A 15,303-nucleotide genomic window follows, 5' to 3' on the forward strand; every position below is an offset into this window, starting at 1 on the left:
CGCGGGGGACGCCCCCGCGTCAAGGAAGCGTTAACCACGACGGTCGCAAGGTGAACCGGTCCGCGGCCCGCGATCGGGCCCGCCGCGGCGAGCGGGTGAGCCCATGTCCAGCGAATCCACGTCCCGGACCTATCGGCGCGCCATCACCTACGGCACCTACGACCTGCTCCACATCGGGCATGTCAACTTGCTTCGCCGCATCCGCGGCTTCTCCGACCACCTGATCGTGGCCGTCTCCACCGACGCCTTCAACGCGATCAAGCACAAGGTCTGCGTCCAGCCCTATGCCGAGCGCGCCGAGATCGTCGCCGCGCTTCGCTACGTCGACCTCGTCATTCCCGAGGACTCCTGGGAGCAGAAGCGCCGCGACGTCGTCAACTACGGCATCGACGTCGTGGTGATGGGCGACGACTGGGCCGGCAAGTTCGACGACCTCGCCGACCTCTGCGACGTCGTCTACCTGCCCCGCACCGAGGGCGTCTCCACCACCATGCGCAAGACCGACATCATCGCCCGCGGCGAGAGCCTGCTGCGCCGCACCGCGTGATCGGGATTCCCGCCTTCAGCGCGGGCATTCCTCGGCGAGCCCCGCCCTGACCGCCTCGACGACGTTCCGTGCCGCCTCGCCCGGAAACGGCCGGAGACGGCGGATGTTGGCCGCCCGCGCCGGCGCCAGCGTGTCGCCGCCGGGCGCCAGCACCTCGCGCAGCTTGGCCACCGCCGCCGGGAAGCTCTTCACCCGGTAGAGCCCGTCGTAGAGGAACGCGCCGGCGGCGTTCAAGCCCTTGTTGGTGCGGTTCTCGTGGAAGATCAGCGGCTTGTCGAACAGGGTATACTCGGAGAAGAACGAGATGCCCTCCGAGATCAGCGCGTCCGAGGCCGCGAACAGGCGCGCATATTGGTTCGACGTCACCGTCGCGGTGTTCGGCAGCTTGGCCCAGTTCTCCTCGAACCAGCGCACGTCGCCCTCGCTCATCAGCTTGGAGGCGACGCAGACGTCGAGCAGCGTCGGGTGCGGCTTGAAGACGAACTCGACGTCCTGGTTCTCGCGCGCGAGCCGGAAGACGTCGCGGTAGACCTCGGGGAAGTTTCCGAAGCCGAGGCCCTGGCCGCCGATCGACAGGTGCGGCGCGTAGATCACCCGCATCGACCGCCCCGGCCGACGGATCGGCCAGGCCTCGTCGCCGACGCCCGCGGCGAGGTCGAGGATGGCGTCGAACTTCGGATAGCCGGTCAGCACGGCGTTGCGGCCGCGAAGCAAGTTGACCTTCGAGTATTGCGCGAGGTCGTCCGCGTTGGCGCTGAAATAGCGCCACGCCAGCCGATGCAGCGGCTGGTCGTACTGCTGCGGATCGAAGTTGGCGGAATAGTAGACGTAGGGGACGTAGCAGATCCGGGTGAAGCCGAGTTCGGACGCCGCGAACTGCGGGGGGATGTCGCTGTCCCACGGCGACTGCCGGAACACCACGTCCGGCGCCAGCGCCCGGAGCACCTCGATGCCCTGCTCGCCCTCGCCACCGAGGCGGATGTGGTCGATGCCCTGCTCGGTCAGCACGGCCGAGATGGCGTCCTCGTATTCGAAGGCGCGCCGATCGCGCCGCCAGCGCGGCAGCGTCGCCACGATCACGTCGAAGTCGGGGTCGCCCAGCATCGACCGGTGGACGCCGACCAGCGCCTCCCAGGCCTCGACGAAATGGACCAGGAACACCACGCGCCAACGCCGACGCGTCCGGCCGCGGGCGCCGAAGGCCGCGACCTGCCGTGTCGCGCGCACCTGGACGGCGAGTTGCTGCAGCGCCTTCGAGGTGCCCTCGGCGATCTTCATCTGGGCGTCGAGCAACTGCTCGGCGCGCTGGTCGACCCGCTCGACCAGCTTGGCCTGGAGCCGGTCCAACTGTGCCTGCGACGGTCCCCCGGCCGATGCGGCGGGCGTCGCGGCGGCCGTCTTCGCCCCGCCGAGCAGGCCGGTCAGCCCGCCGGCGGCGGGCGCGGCCGGTGCGGCCGACGCCGCCGCGGCGAGGCCCGTTCCGGCGCCGCGCTGCGCCTTCGCCAGGGCGGCGATCTCGCCGGCGAGACGGCTGCCGAGTTCGGCGAGTTTCGCCTCCAGCCCGTCGAGCCGCGCGGCGAGATCCGGCCCGGCCAGGGCCGGGGGCGGAACATCGGCCGTGGCCGCCGTCGCCCGCGCGGTAGCCGCGCGCACCGCCGCCCGCGCCCGCTTCGCCTTCGTCCTGTTGACGCCGTCCGCCATCGCGAGATCCCACCGCCGGCCCGTTTTCCGGGCGAGAGTGGACCGGCATCGTTAACGGCGCGTTAACCCTCCCCGTCGCGAAACGCGACGGCCGAAGCCCGGCTTTCCGCGCTTCGGCTCCGAACGGGACGGCGGATTAACCCGCCCTTAACCACGCCGCTTCATGTTTCGTTAAATTCCAGGGGGAGCCATTCGGCCATGAAGATCCTCGTCGGCGTCCCGGCCTACCGCCAGTCGGTCAGCACGACCTGTCTCCAGACGCTCGTCACCCTGTTCTCGTCCTTCGGCAAGACCTACGACCACATCTCGCTCGACCTCAAGATCGCGCAGGCCACCGTCGTCCACCGCGCCCGCAACGCCTTCGCCTCGATCGTCTGGCGCGACCCGAGCTTCACCCACCTCCTCTTGGTCGACCCCGACATCGGCTTCCGCCCCAGCCTGCTCGAGCGCATGCTCGCCTTCGGCGAACCGGTGGTCGGCGCGACCTATCCGACCGGCAGCTTCGACCGCAAGGTCTTCGCCGCCTTCGCGCGCGAGATGGACACCGGCGCCGACGCCGAGGTCTGCGCGCTCGAATACGCCGGCGGCGGCTCGTCGGTGATCCTGGTCGAGGACCCCGACCAGCACGGCGCCAAGGAGCTCATCCTGCGCGACGGCTTCATGCGCGTGCGCGACATCGGCAACGACCTCTTGCTGATCGGCCGCGAGGCGCTCGAGCGCATCGCCGAAAAGGTGCCGTCCACGGTGCTCGAGGTCGCCCCCGACCCCTACAAGCAGTTCGGCATCACCGGCCCGGTGATCCAGTGCTTCGACCCGATCCCCGAGCCGGTCGACGGCTTCTTCCGCGAGGACGACGGCTTCACCCGGCGCTGGACCGAGGCCTGCGGCGGCGAGCTGTGGGCCTGCTTCATGGAGCCGGTGCAGCGCCGCGTCGAGGACACCGTCGCCGGCCACTTCCTGACCAAGCTCCAGCTCGGCCACGTCTGAGCGGGCGGGAGGGCGGACACGATGCGCATCCTGATCGGTTCCCCATCGGCGGACGGCGAGGTCGAGCCGATCTTCGCCCAGGCGATCCTCGGCCTCGTCGGCAGCTTCCTGGCGACCCGGCCCGACGTGACCTTCGAGATCGAGATGCCCGAGGGCCGCTCGGTCGCCTTTGCCCGCGACGTCCTCGCCAACCGGGTGCTGCAGTCCGACGACCTCACGCACCTGTTGTTCATCGACACCGACATGGGCTTCAACCCCGAGCTGATCCGGCGCATGATCGCGCTCGACCGCCCGGTGGTCGGCACCATCGCGCCGCAGCGCCACCGCGACCTCGACGCCTGGCGCCGGCTCTCGCGCGAGATGACCAATCCGCTCGCCGCCGAGGTCTGCGCGGTCTCCTACACCCCCGACGTCGCCGACCTCGACCTCGTCGGCATGGACCCGGACGACGACGCCTCCAGGGCCGGCTTCATCCCGGCGCTGCAGACCGGCGCCGGCATCCTGCTGATCCGCCGCGACGTCTTCGAGACCATGCGCCTCGTCTGCCCGGAGCTCGCCGAAACCGCGGTGCGCCCGGCGCTGGCGGCGATCGGTCTGACCGAGCCGCTGGTGCGCTTCTTCTCCTTCTCGCACGGCCGCACCGGCATCCTGGTCGGCGAGGACCTGTCCTTCACCACCCGCTGGCGCGAACGCTGCGGCGGGGAGATCTGGGTCGCGCCCGACGGCGCCATCCGCCATGCCGGCACGCGCGTGGTCACCGGCGACTTCCGCCGGCGCATGGCGCTGACCGGCGAAACCTGACGCGAGCGGGGACCTCCGAGCCGATGGCCATCCTCTTCGGGACCCCCAACAACCGGGGCAGCATCTCGACCAGCCATTTCCAGATGGTGGTCCAGTTCATGGAGTACATGCGCGCCAAGCGCCCGAAGATGCCGGTGCACCACAAGGTCGCCAACTGCACCGTGGTCGGCTTCGCCCGCAACGCCCTCGCCAGCGTCGTCTACGTCGACCCGCAGTACAGCCATCTCGTGCTCGTCGATCCCGACATCTCGGTCGCCCCCGAGACGCTGGCCGAAATGGTCGACGCCGATCTGCCGGTGGTCGCGGCGCCCTACCCCACCCGCGAGTGGGACCGTCAGGCCTTCGTCGCCGCCGCCCGCCGCATCGAGGACGCCGCGGTCGCCGAGGCGGTTTCGGCCACCTACGTCGGCGGCGACGGCGAGCTGATGCTGACGCCCGCCCCCGGCGGCGGCTCCAAGCCGATCGTGCGCGGCCGCCTCGCCCGGGTGAAGAGCTGCGGCGCCGGCGTGCTGGTGGTCAAGCGCGAGGCCTTCCTCGCCGTCGCGGCCAAGCGGCCGGATCTCCTGCTGCGCGAGGTCAAGAGCGACTACTGGAAGATCGGCTACAAGGGCGACACCGTGCTGGAGTGCTTCGAATACGCCGGCAACCTGCGCTCCGACCAGGCGGTCGAGGGCGCCGGCTTCGCGAAGCTGTGGACCGGCGACTGCGCCGGCGAGATCTGGACCGCCCTCGAGGCCTCGGTCACCCGCTCCGGCGAGTACCGCTTCGTCGGCCACTTCGCCAGCAAGCTGAAGCTCGGGCTCATCTGACCCCGCGGGAGGACCCGATGCAGCCCGCCCGCATCCTGATCGCGACGCCGACCGCCGACGGCGGCCTGTGCACGGAATATTGCGAGACCGTCGTCCAGCTGATCCAGAGCTTCGCCGAGCGTCACCCCGAGGTAACCTTCGTGCTGCGCTTCCACGAGACGCACGACCTGCGCCTCGTGCGCAACGCCTACGCCAGCGAGGTGCTGAACGACACCGGCCTCACCCACCTGCTGTTCTTCGATTCCGACATGGGCTTCTTCCCGCCACTGGTCGAGAAGATGCTGGCGGCCGCCAAGCCGGTGGTCGGCGTGGTCTCCCCGAAGCGCAGCCTCGACGTCACCAAGGTCGCCGAGATGGCGCGGCGCTTCGACGACATCCGTATCTGCGAGATCGCCGGCAACGACTACATCCCCGACCCCTCGGCCTTCCCGGTCGGCTACGACGAGACCGGCGCGCCGGCCTACGTCCGCCACCAGGGCTCGCTGATCCCGATCGGGCGCTGCGGCACCGGCATCATGCTGATCGCCCGTTCCGTGTTCGAGCGCATGCGCGACGAGCTACCCGAGGACTACGACGCCGAGGCCCCGCCCGCCGCCCGCGCCTACGGCGTCGACGGCGGCTACCTGCGCTGCTTCGACGCCGTCGCCAGCGGCGGCGGCACCACGCTCGGCGAGGACTACGCCTTCTCGCAGCGCTGGGTGAAACGGCTCGGCGGCGAGATCCACCTCGTGTTCGACGAGATCATCTTCCACGTCGGCGACCGCCGCACCGTCGGCAACGCCGCGCTGCGCTACGCCCTGCGCCCCCGCCTCGGTCTCTGAACGAAGGGCCGACGAGCCCCGCCGGCCCGGACGACGCCGCGCCGACCACGCCGCGCGTCCGGGGCCGCCGGCGCGCATCGGCATCGTCATCACCCGTTCATCTTTCCCGTCGCCGTCGTTGCATTCTGCGAAGCGGAATGAGACGGCGCATGGCAAACCCATGTTTAAGAGGCATGGTTAACGTAAACGACCCCAAGTCACGAGGAACCCAATATTAATCTTGACCGACGTTTACCAAGTTCTTTTACGGTCGATTCTTCCTGGTCTCTTTGAATAGGGGCACCTCTCAGGACGAGAGGCGTCAAAACGTACCAGGAAGGAAGACAAAAATGGCCGGCATCACTCTCGGCTCGGGCGTTCGCCAGAACCTCGTCGCTCTGCAGCAGACGACGGACCTGATGTCCCAGACCCAGAGCCGTCTCGCCACCGGCAAGAAGGTCAACTCCGCCCTCGACAATCCGAACTCCTTCTTCACGGCGTCGGCCCTCAACGACCGCGCCCAGGACCTCTCGACCCTGCTCGACGATCAGGGCCAGGCGATCCAGACGCTGAAGGCCGCCGACGAGGGCATCACGGCGATCAGCAAGCTCGTCGAGGCCGCCAAGGCCAAGGCCAATCAGGCCCTGCAGAGCTCGTCCGTCACCGACCGCTCGAAGTTCGCCAGCGAATACAACGATCTGCTCGGCCAGATCGAAGGCATCGCCAACGACTCCGGCTACAAGGGCAAGAACCTGCTCAAGGGCGACGACCTCAAGGTCGTCTTCAACGAGAAGTCCGGCTCCAGCCAGAACTTCCTGACGATCAGCGGCATCGACTACACCGACTCCTCGCTGACCTCGGCGTCCTCGGGCCTCGGCCTGACCGACGTCGCGTCCGGCGACTGGACCGCCGGCTCCACCGGTGACGACGCGATCAACACCTCGATCGACAGCCTGACCTCGGCGCTGACCACGCTGCGCAACCAGGCCTCGACCTTCGGTACCAACCTCACCGTCGTCGAGAACCGCCAGAACTTCACCAAGTCGGTGATCAACACGCTGCAGAGCGGCGCGGACAAGCTGACCAACGCCGACTCCAACGAGGAAGGCGCCAAGCTGCTCGCGCTCCAGACCCGGCAGAGCCTCGCGTCGACGGCGCTGTCGCTGGCCTCGCAGGCCGAGCAGAACGTGCTCAGACTGTTCTGATCCGACCGACCTTCGGTTTCGATCGCGGCGGGGGCCCTCCCCCGCCGCTTTCTTTTTGCGCGTCGGTCTCGCGAAAAGCCGCCCCCCGGATCCCGTCCACGACGCCCGCACCGGCGCCCCGCCGCGGGTGAAAACGTCCCGTTCACCAACGATCGCAGCCGTTTACCGCGGATTAAGGTTAAACGGTCACTCTTTGCCGTGACCCGCCCAGAACGAGGCGGCCGACGAAGCCTAGAACGGGAAGTTTGCAATGTCTTCAGTCACTCTCGCCGCCGGCGTTCGCGCGAACCTTCTGGCCCTGCAGCAGACCTCGACGCAGCAGGAGTTGGTCCAGAACCGCCTCGCCACGGGCAAGAAGGTGAATTCGGCCCTCGACAATCCGAATTCCTACTTCACCGCCGCCGCCCTGAACGACCGTGGCCAGGACCTGACCAACCTGCTCGACGACATGGGGCAGGCGGTGCAGACGCTGAAGGCCGCCGACGAGGGCATCCAGGCCATCACCAAGCTCGCCGAAGCCGCCAAGGCGAAGGCCAACCAGGCGCTCGCCAGCTCTTCGGCCACCGACCGCGAGACCTACGCCTCCGAGTACAACAAGCTGCTCGGCCAGATCGAGGACATCGCCGAGGACTCCGGCTACAAGGGCAAGAACCTGCTCAAGGGCGACGACCTCAAGGTCATCTTCAACGAGCGGACCTCGTCGGCGCAGAACTTCCTGACGATCAGCGGCATCGACTACACCGACTCGACCATCACCCGCGCCTCGTCGGGCCTCGAGCTCACCGACATCACCTCGGGCGACTGGACCCTCGGCACCACCGGTGACGCGGCCATCGGCACGGCGATCGACTCGATCAACGGCGCCCTCAGCCAGCTGCGCGTCCAGTCGGCCACCTTCGGTACCAACCTGTCGAGCGTGCAGATCCGCCAGGACTACACCAAGTCCTTCGTCAACACCCTGCAGAGCGGTGCCGACAAGCTGACGCTCGCCGACCAGAACGAGGAAGGTGCCAAGCTGCTCGCCCTCAACACGCGCCAGCAGCTGTCCTCCACCGCCCTCTCCTTCGCTTCGCAGGCCGACCAGAACGTGCTCCGACTGCTCGGCTGACGCGGCGGACGCCGCCGACGCACACGACATCGGGACGGGCGCCATCCGGGCGCCCGTCGCATTTCCGGGGGCGACGGGACCGCCCGCCGGCCGCGTTAACCATCCGTTAACCATACGCCGCGCTATCGTTGGACATCGTCACAGAACGTGCGAGTCCCCGATAGGCCATGGCCACCACAGTCGACCTGACGCGGGCCTCCCGCGACACCATCTCCTCGCTGCGGACCGCCATCGACCAGTCCGCGGTCGCCAGCCGGCGCATCTCGACCGGCCAGCGCGTCAACGACGCCTTCGAGGATCCGGCCTCCTTCTTCACCGCCCAGAGCCTGACCAACCAGGCCTCCGAGCTCGATCGCACGCTCGACCAGCTCGGCCAGGGCGTCCAGATCGTCAAGGCCGCCAGCGAGGGCATCTCGTCGATCGACGAACTGCTCGACGCCGCCAAGGCGGTGGTCAACCGCGCCGGCCAGAGCGACGACGCCTTCGCCCGCGCCGATTTCGCCAAGTCGTTCAACGACCTCCTTGACCAGATGGAGGGCGTCGCCAAGGATTCGAGCTACCGCGGCAAGAACCTGCTGCTCGGCGAGGGCCACGACCTCAAGCTCTACTTCAGCGACGAGGCCCGCGACGCCATCGTCATCGCCGCCCGCGACCTCTCCGACGTCGGCCGCACCCTCGGCCTCGAGCGGATCGACGAGGGCACGATCGGCGTCGCCGAGACCAAGCTCGCCCCCGGCGGAACGCCGCTCGCCGCCACCGATCCGGCCGCGAACGCCTCGGACCAGTTCGCGATCGGCGACACCGTCGAGATCCGCCGCCAGAGCGACGGCGCCCTCCTCTCCAGCGTCACCATCGGTGCGGACACCACGGTCTCCTCGCTGGCGTCGTCGCTCTCGAACGCCGACGCGGGCGTGCGAGCCAGCTACGGCGCCGACGGCGTACTACGGATCGAGGCGGCGGTCGGCGTCACCATCGACGGCGGCGTCGCCGGCGGATCCTTCGACGGCACCAGCATCGACGCGACGCCGTCGGGCTGGTTCGACGCCGACGCCACCACGGCCGAGGCCGAGGGCGTTCAGTCCGCGCGCGACACCCTGCGGCTGATCTCGGTCGCCTTCGGCACCAACCTGACCATGTTGCAGAACCGCGAGACCTTCATGAAGGAATTCTCCGGTACGCTGGTCACCGGCGCCGAGACGACGATCGGCGCCGACCTGAACGAGGAAGGCGCCAATCTGCTGGCGTTGCAGATCCGCCAGCAGTTCTCGTCGAGCGCGCTGTCCTTCGCCAACGAGGCCGATCAGGGCGTCCTGCGCCTGCTCGGCGGCTGACCGGAGGAGGACGCACCGTGGCCCTCAAGGTCGAACTGAAGCCGGGTGAGCGCATCATCATCGGCGATTCGGTCATCACCAACGACAATCAGCGGACCCGTCTGTTCATCGAAGGGTCCGCGCCGATCCTGCGCGAGAAGGACATCCTCACGCCGCGCACCGCGGACAGCCCCGCCAAGCGAATCTACTTGGCGGTCCAGCTGATGTACCTCGCGAAAGAAGTCGGGAAGTTCCAGGACGATTACTTTGCTCTGGTGCGCGACATCCTGGAGGCCGCGCCGAGCGCGTTACCTTACATAACGCGTATAAGTAACCACATATTAAGTGGCGCCTTGTACAAAGCGTTAAAGGAAGCACGCGGTCTCATCGAGTACGAGCGGAAGCTGATCAGCCATGTACAATCACGGGGCGCAGGCCTACCAGCGGACGCAGCAGACGACGGCCAATCCCCGTGAGCTCGAGGCGTCCCTGCTGATCAAGGCCGCCGCCCGCCTGCAGAGCGTGCGCGACGAGCCCGACGCCTCCCGCGAGGCGCTCGACGAGGCGATCACCTACAATCGCAAGCTCTGGACCATCCTGGCGACCTCGGCGACGCGGTCCGACAACCCGTTGCCGGCCGCGATCAAGAACAACGTCGCCAACCTCGCCGTCTTCATCTTCAGCCATTCGATGCGCATCCTGTCCGAGCCGACCCCGGACCGCATCTCGACGCTGATCAACATCAACGCCAACATCGCGGCCGGCCTGCGCGGTTCCGCCGGCTGAGGCGGGCGGGCGCGGGCGACGTGGTCGGCGCGGCCGCGGGCGACGCGTGCCGGCTCCCCTCTGCCAATCGACATGCGCGGCCGGACCGCCGACGACGGTTGCTGAAACGGGCGTGACGCCGTACCGGCAAAAGGCCGGACGGCGTGAAATGTCGGCAGGACTTCCGAGGGGCCGGTCGCTTGACGCCCCGCCCGCTCGTCAGATGAACCGCACCAGCGACAGCTGGCTCAGCATCGAGGTCACCTGGTAGCTCGCCTGCATGCGGTTCTGCAGCGTCAGGATCTGGGCGGCGACCTCTTCGGGCTTGGCGTCCTCGACACCGTCGAGCATTTCCTGCATCGCGCTCTTGTTGACCTTGAGCCGCTCGGCGGCTTGGGTCGCGACGTTGCCGGCCACCGCGATCTCGGCGTGGATGTCGGACGGCGATTCTGCCGTACCGTCGAAGGCGAGGGTCTGGCGGGTGCGCTCCATCAGGGCGCGATAGCGGTCCTCGTCGGTCTCAACCGTGGCGTCGAAGGTCGACACCGCGGTGACCGCGAGCGACTGCACCAGCAGCCGGAAGCCCTCCTCGTTGGCGCGCGCGCCGTAGGCGACGTCGATCGAGGTGTCGACCCGCGCCCGGGCGTCGTTGCGCGGGTGCGTCGCCGGATCGTCGGCGTCGTAGTCCGGATTGTAGCCCTGGTACCACGCCACGGTGTCGGCGGTGGTGGCGTCGCGCAGGTCCGTGGCGGTCGCCAGCGTGCCGCCGCCCGAGCCCTCGTCGACGCGCTGCGGCACGCCGCCGCCGAAGGTGTCGAAGAAGGTCTCGGCGGCGCGGATCGCCGAGGCGGCCTTCAGATCCGTCGCGGTGGTCTTGTCGAGGGCGGTGCCGAGCGCGGCCTCGAAGTTGGCGGCGGTGTCGGCCGCCGTCGCGCCGATGGCGAACCGCCCGTCCGGCGGCGGGTCGGACAACGTCGCCGTCAGCGTGATGCGCGAGGTGGTGCCGTCGGGATTGGTGAGATCGAGCGAAATGCTCTCGCCCGAGGCCGGATTGGCCGTGAAGTCGACGTCGACCTGATCGACCGGCGAGCCGGACTGCGTCACCGTCACCGCGGACGAGGTGCTCTCGGCGTCCGCGATCTCGAACCCGAACTCGTCCGACAGCGGGCTCTGCCGCGTCAGCGACACCGTCGAGCCGGCGCTGCCGAGCTCGAGACGGCCGCGCCCGCCGGTGCCGAGGTCGGCGGTCAGGCGCTCCTGGATCACCTGGGACAGCCCGGCCTTGGCGCCGTCGCCGTAGAGCATGGTGCTGACCGACACCACCGGCTTGGTGTCCGACGAGCGGCCGGCGAACAGGAAGCGGCCGTCCGCCTCCGAGTTGAGCAGGCCGACCACTTCGTCGAGGCCGATCGCGGCCGACTTCTGCGCGTCGGTCTTGCCGTCGAGCCGGACCTCGTAGGCGTTGGGGTCGAGGGTGGCGCGGATGTCGGTCGGCACCTCCGAGAGCCGGGTCATGGTGGAATCGAGCAGTTTGAAGCGCAGCGACAACAGGTCGGTCGTGCTCTGGTAGGTCTCGATCGCCGTGACCTTGGTGCGGAACGACACCGACAGCGTGCGGTCGGTGCCGAGCCCGCCGTAGGTGTCGGCCTTCTGGCCGGTGCCGAGCTGGCGCTGCAGGTCCTCGAGCTGCGTGCGCATGGTCGATAGCGTCTGCGTCGCCGGGTTGCGGCTGATCGAACCGATCGACATCGCGGGTCACACCTCTCGTTGCACCGGGCCCGCGGGCGCCGGACGGGTCCGGGCCGCGCGGGGCGGCGGCCGCCCGGCCGCCGTCAGAACGCGTCCATCAGCGCCTGCATCATCTCGCGGGCGACGGTCATCACCCGGGCATTGGCCTGATAGGCGTTCTGCAATTCGATGAGGTTGGCGAGTTCGGTATCGAGGTCCACCTTGCGACTGTCGTCGTAGCGGGCCTCGAGGTTGGCGGTGACGATGCCCTGGCCGTCCGCGAGGTTCTGCGCGGCCTCCGCGTTGGCGCCCTGGGTCGTCACCACCTGCTTCATGTAGGCTTCGAGCGTGCCGTGGAACGGCGCCGAGGCGGTGCCGATGCCGACGCTCGGGTCGAAGTGCACCTGGGTCTCGGTCAGCGCCTTCAGCATGGCGCGCGGACGGGTGTCGTCGTTGGGCTGGGTCGTGGTGTCGTAGAGCACCAGCGAGGCCGGATCGCCCGTCACCTTCGGATTGACCACGATGCGCGAGGCGAAGCCCGCGGTGGTGCGCGTCGTCCCGCTCAGGCCGGTGAAGGCGCCGCCGCCCGCCGAATCGACGAACAGCGGCAGCGCCGCGCCGTCCTGGAGGCCGTCGGCGGTGATCGAGGCGGTCAGGCCGTCGACGTCGATCGAGCCGGACGGGCCGTCGTCGACGATCCGCACCACGTCCGCGCCCTGGTCGGAGACGCCGAAGCCCGGCAGCGCCGCGGCGATCTGGTCGGCGATGCTGCCGCTGGCGCCGGAGAGGTCGATGCCGACCACCGTGTCGTTCGGATCCGGGGTGAAGTCGTCGCCGAGCGTCGCCGTGCCGTCGTGGCCGACGAAGCTCACCGTGTGCGAGCCCGAGCCGTCGGTGTACTTCAGCGTGACGACGTTGCCCTGCGTGAAGCCGGAGAGGTCGATGTCGTAGCCGGCCGCGCCGCCGCCGTCGGTCGCCGCGGTGCCCGAGACCGCATTGTTGCCGACGGCGGTCGCCATCCGGGCGGCGAGTTCGTCCAGCTGCGACTGCACCTGCGGCAGCGTGGTGTCGCGCAGTTCGAGCCACGCCGCGATCTTGCCGGAGCGGAACACGCCGTCGGCGACGACGTCGCGCCCTTCGCCCGAGCCGCTGACCACCGTGATGGTGCCGACGCCGCGCTCGGCTCGGATGGTCGAATAGGCGTCGTCGGCGCCGATCACGCCGTGTTCGTCGAAGCCGAACTGCACCGCCGCCTCGTCGTAGAGCATCGAGCCGTCGGCGGCGTAGATGGCGACGGAGCCGTAGGCCTGATCCTGGACGCGGATGTCGATCAGTTGCGACAGCTGGTCGATCGCGGCGTCGCGCTGGTCCTCGAGCGCGGCCGTACTGTTGTCGCCCGAGCCGAGGCTGACGATCTGCTTGTCGATGCCGGCGATCTGGGTCAACAGCGAGTTGACCTCCTTGACCGCGCCGCCGATCGCGGTCTCCGCCTCCTGGCGCAGGCCTTGGACGTCGCTCGACAACGTGCGCAGCCGCGTCGCCAGGGCGTCGCTCGCGGAGGCGACCTGGAGGCGCTGGGCACCGTTCTCCGGCGAGGTCGCCAGCGTCTCGAGGGCGGAGGTGAACTTGGTGAACAGGCTGTCGAGCGAGTTGGAATCGCCCGGACCGCCGAACAGGGAATCGAGCCGGTCGAGCGTCTCGGCGCGCGTCTGCGCGTAGGCGGAGTTGCCGTTGGCCGACCGCCACTGCCGTTGGACCTGGACGTTGAGTTCGCGCTCGACCTTGCCGGCGGTGGTGCCGAACACGGTGTCGCCGGCCACCAGCGCCGTGGTCGACAGCGACTGCCGGCTGTAGCCCGTCGCGCCGGCGTTGGCGACGTTGTTGGAGGCGACCTCCATCTGGCGCTGATTGGTCTTCAGCGCCGACAGGGCGATGTTGAGGGAGGTGCCTATGCCCATCGTGGCCGAGCCCGGTGGGAGAAACGCGAAGCGGGACGCCGGTCAGCCCGGCGCCCCGCCCTGACGAGAGATCAGCGGATGATGTTGAGGACGTCGCTCATCATCTGGTCGGCGGTGCTGATGACCTTGGAGTTGGCCGAGAACGCCTGCTGCGTCACGATCAGCTTGGTGAACTCCTCGCTGATGTCGACGTTCGAGTTCTCCAGCGACGCGCCGATGATGTTGCCGGACGCGTTGCTGACCGCCGGTCCGCTGTCGCGGGTCTCGGCGTAGGCGCCGCCGTCGAGCGGCTTCAGCGCCGAGGCGCCCTGGAAGCTCACCAGCGGGATCTGGAACAGGTCCACCGTCTTGCCGTTGGAGTAGTTCGCCACCACGCGGCCGCCGTCGGTGATCGAGACGTCCTGGAAGTTGCCGGCGGGCAGGCCGTCCTGGGTCAGCTGGCGCACGTTGGCCTGCTGGCTGGCGTCGGCATACTGGGTCAGGCCGTCGCCGAAGGAGATCGTGATGCCGCTCAGCGTCTTGCCGCCGATCTCGAGATCGCTGGCGAGTTCGAGGTTGGCGACGTCCTCCACCACCTTGCCGTCGGAGTCGAAGGTGAATTCGGGGCCGGCGCCGCCCGAGTTGATCTGGGTCCACATGACGTCGCCGGTGGCGGCGGTGTTCGGATCGGAGGCTTCGTTCTGGTAGTAGAGCTGCCACTCGTTGTCCGCGGTCTTGGCCCAGCGCAGCTGGACGTTGACCGCGTTGCCGAGCGAATCGTAGCCGGTGACCGCGCCGCCGGAGATCGAGTTGTTGAGGAACTCCTCGTTGAGTTCGTCGGTGACCTCGCCGGTCGCCGGCGGGCCGGTGCGGCCGCCCGAGGTGGTCCACATGTTCTCGTCGGTGATCGAGGTGTCGGTGTTGGTCTCGGAGAACTTGGTCTTCGGCTCGGTCGGCAGGTTGAGGCGGTAGTTGATCGTCGTGCTCGCCTCGGCCTCGACCGGCGACTTGTCGATCTGGATGACGCCCGGGGTGTCGCCGACCGGGTTGTTGGTGGCCGGATCGATCGCGAGACCCGCCAGGAAATAGCCGGCGCCGTTGACGAGGTAGCCTTCCTTGTTGATCTGGAAGTCGCCGCGGCGGGTGTAGGCCATGCTGGTCTCGAACGTGCTCGCGCCGTTCGCCTCGCCGGACTTCTGCAGCACCGAGAAGAAGCCGTCGCCCTTGATGCCGAGGAAGGTCTCGACCGAGTTGCCCTCGATCGCGCCCTGCACCGTCACCGTCGAGCGCGAGCTCGCCCGGACGTTGCCCGCCGCCAGCTGGGTGATGCGCGCCGTACCGGCTCCGACGAGGTCGGTGAAGCTGGTGTCCGTGCGCTTGTAGCCCGTCGTCTGCGAGTTGGCGATGTTGCCGGAGATGTTCTCGAGCGCGAACGACTGCGCATTGAGACCACCGACCGACTTGTTCAATGCGGAGAGAATGCCCACGGCGTCTTGCTCCTTCGATCCCCAGGCGTCGTGGCCCGCGAGGGGCCCTCGGGAAGAAGGATGGCAAGCGACATGCCAGGGCGAAGGGCGCGTACTTTCAAGGCTCTACGGGTCGTAC

The 15,303-nt window shown here is 68.7% G+C and carries 14 protein-coding genes; 10 read left to right on the top strand and 4 right to left on the bottom strand.

The window, feature by feature from the left end; translation table 11 throughout:
• Window positions 1-103 precede the first annotated feature (103 nt).
• Window positions 104-547 carry an adenylyltransferase/cytidyltransferase family protein gene (locus tag EDD54_RS07675; RefSeq protein WP_126541630.1) on the top strand — a complete coding sequence of 148 codons (444 nt, stop codon included), beginning with the start codon at window positions 104-106 and terminating at the stop codon, window positions 545-547.
• Between the two features lie 15 nt (window positions 548-562).
• On the opposite strand, the gene EDD54_RS07680 is transcribed toward EDD54_RS07675, so the two are convergent.
• The gene (locus EDD54_RS07680; protein ID WP_133673970.1) at window positions 563-2,248 is read right to left on the bottom strand and encodes a CDP-glycerol glycerophosphotransferase family protein; all 1,686 of its coding nucleotides are present in this window, start codon (window positions 2,246-2,248) and stop codon (window positions 563-565) included.
• Between the two features lie 198 nt (window positions 2,249-2,446).
• Here EDD54_RS07680 and EDD54_RS07685 point away from each other — a divergent pair, with 198 nt between their 5' ends.
• The 9 genes from EDD54_RS07685 to flaF all read left to right on the top strand — a co-directional run bounded on the left by EDD54_RS07685 (window position 2,447) and on the right by flaF (window position 10,054).
• Window positions 2,447-3,235, top strand: a complete 789-nt coding sequence (locus tag EDD54_RS07685; protein WP_126541628.1) for a hypothetical protein — start codon at window positions 2,447-2,449, stop codon at window positions 3,233-3,235.
• Between the two features lie 21 nt (window positions 3,236-3,256).
• Window positions 3,257-4,036 (top strand): hypothetical protein, encoded by a 780-nt coding sequence (locus EDD54_RS07690; RefSeq protein ID WP_126541627.1) that lies wholly within the window; start codon window positions 3,257-3,259, stop codon window positions 4,034-4,036.
• A 23-nt stretch (window positions 4,037-4,059) separates the two neighbouring features.
• Window positions 4,060-4,845, top strand: a complete 786-nt coding sequence (locus EDD54_RS07695) for a hypothetical protein (protein ID WP_126541626.1) — start codon at window positions 4,060-4,062, stop codon at window positions 4,843-4,845.
• A gap of 17 nt (window positions 4,846-4,862) precedes the next feature.
• Complete coding sequence (locus EDD54_RS07700) at window positions 4,863-5,666, top strand: hypothetical protein (protein WP_126541625.1); 804 nt, start codon at window positions 4,863-4,865, stop codon at window positions 5,664-5,666.
• Between the two features lie 329 nt (window positions 5,667-5,995).
• Window positions 5,996-6,850 (top strand): flagellin N-terminal helical domain-containing protein, encoded by an 855-nt coding sequence (locus tag EDD54_RS07705; RefSeq protein WP_126541624.1) that lies wholly within the window; start codon window positions 5,996-5,998, stop codon window positions 6,848-6,850.
• Window positions 6,851-7,100: 250 nt separating this feature from the next.
• Window positions 7,101-7,958, top strand: coding sequence for a flagellin N-terminal helical domain-containing protein (locus tag EDD54_RS07710; RefSeq protein ID WP_126541623.1), 858 nt, complete (start codon window positions 7,101-7,103; stop codon window positions 7,956-7,958).
• Between the two features lie 167 nt (window positions 7,959-8,125).
• Window positions 8,126-9,289: a flagellin gene (locus EDD54_RS07715; RefSeq protein ID WP_126541622.1), complete on the top strand. Its 1,164-nt coding sequence runs from the start codon at window positions 8,126-8,128 to the stop codon at window positions 9,287-9,289.
• 17 nt (window positions 9,290-9,306) lie between these two features.
• On the top strand, window positions 9,307-9,744 hold the full coding sequence (gene flbT / locus EDD54_RS07720; RefSeq protein ID WP_126541621.1) for a flagellar biosynthesis repressor FlbT: 438 nt from the start codon (window positions 9,307-9,309) through the stop codon (window positions 9,742-9,744).
• Window positions 9,683-10,054: a flagellar biosynthesis regulator FlaF gene (gene flaF / locus EDD54_RS07725; protein ID WP_126541620.1), complete on the top strand. Its 372-nt coding sequence runs from the start codon at window positions 9,683-9,685 to the stop codon at window positions 10,052-10,054. Before flbT ends, flaF begins: the two co-directional genes overlap by 62 nt.
• 198 nt (window positions 10,055-10,252) lie before the next feature.
• On the opposite strand, the gene EDD54_RS07730 is transcribed toward flaF, so the two are convergent.
• From EDD54_RS07730 to EDD54_RS07740, 3 genes are all read right to left on the bottom strand, one after another.
• On the bottom strand, window positions 10,253-11,782 hold the full coding sequence (locus EDD54_RS07730; RefSeq protein WP_126541619.1) for a hypothetical protein: 1,530 nt from the start codon (window positions 11,780-11,782) through the stop codon (window positions 10,253-10,255).
• An 83-nt stretch (window positions 11,783-11,865) separates the two neighbouring features.
• Window positions 11,866-13,719, bottom strand: a complete 1,854-nt coding sequence (flgK, locus tag EDD54_RS07735) for a flagellar hook-associated protein FlgK (protein WP_126541618.1) — start codon at window positions 13,717-13,719, stop codon at window positions 11,866-11,868.
• A 71-nt stretch (window positions 13,720-13,790) separates the two neighbouring features.
• Complete coding sequence (locus tag EDD54_RS07740) at window positions 13,791-15,185, bottom strand: flagellar hook protein FlgE (protein WP_126541617.1); 1,395 nt, start codon at window positions 15,183-15,185, stop codon at window positions 13,791-13,793.
• Window positions 15,186-15,303: the final 118 nt, after the last annotated feature.

The organism is Oharaeibacter diazotrophicus, assembly GCF_004362745.1.
In the GTDB taxonomy this organism is placed as follows: domain Bacteria; phylum Pseudomonadota; class Alphaproteobacteria; order Rhizobiales; family Pleomorphomonadaceae; genus Oharaeibacter; species Oharaeibacter diazotrophicus.

Coding starts and splice junctions, on each gene's coding strand:
- EDD54_RS07715 (WP_126541622.1), top strand. CDS start 8,126: ATGGCCACCACAGTCGACCTGACGCGGGCCTCCCGCGACACCATCTCC.
- EDD54_RS07700 (WP_126541625.1), top strand. CDS start 4,863: ATGCAGCCCGCCCGCATCCTGATCGCGACGCCGACCGCCGACGGCGGC.
- EDD54_RS07710 (WP_126541623.1), top strand. CDS start 7,101: ATGTCTTCAGTCACTCTCGCCGCCGGCGTTCGCGCGAACCTTCTGGCC.
- EDD54_RS07690 (WP_126541627.1), top strand. CDS start 3,257: ATGCGCATCCTGATCGGTTCCCCATCGGCGGACGGCGAGGTCGAGCCG.
- EDD54_RS07705 (WP_126541624.1), top strand. CDS start 5,996: ATGGCCGGCATCACTCTCGGCTCGGGCGTTCGCCAGAACCTCGTCGCT.
- EDD54_RS07730 (WP_126541619.1), bottom strand. CDS start 11,782: ATGTCGATCGGTTCGATCAGCCGCAACCCGGCGACGCAGACGCTATCG.
- flaF (WP_126541620.1), top strand. CDS start 9,683: ATGTACAATCACGGGGCGCAGGCCTACCAGCGGACGCAGCAGACGACG.
- EDD54_RS07675 (WP_126541630.1), top strand. CDS start 104: ATGTCCAGCGAATCCACGTCCCGGACCTATCGGCGCGCCATCACCTAC.
- flgK (WP_126541618.1), bottom strand. CDS start 13,719: ATGGGCATAGGCACCTCCCTCAACATCGCCCTGTCGGCGCTGAAGACC.
- EDD54_RS07680 (WP_133673970.1), bottom strand. CDS start 2,248: ATGGCGGACGGCGTCAACAGGACGAAGGCGAAGCGGGCGCGGGCGGCG.
- EDD54_RS07695 (WP_126541626.1), top strand. CDS start 4,060: ATGGCCATCCTCTTCGGGACCCCCAACAACCGGGGCAGCATCTCGACC.
- EDD54_RS07685 (WP_126541628.1), top strand. CDS start 2,447: ATGAAGATCCTCGTCGGCGTCCCGGCCTACCGCCAGTCGGTCAGCACG.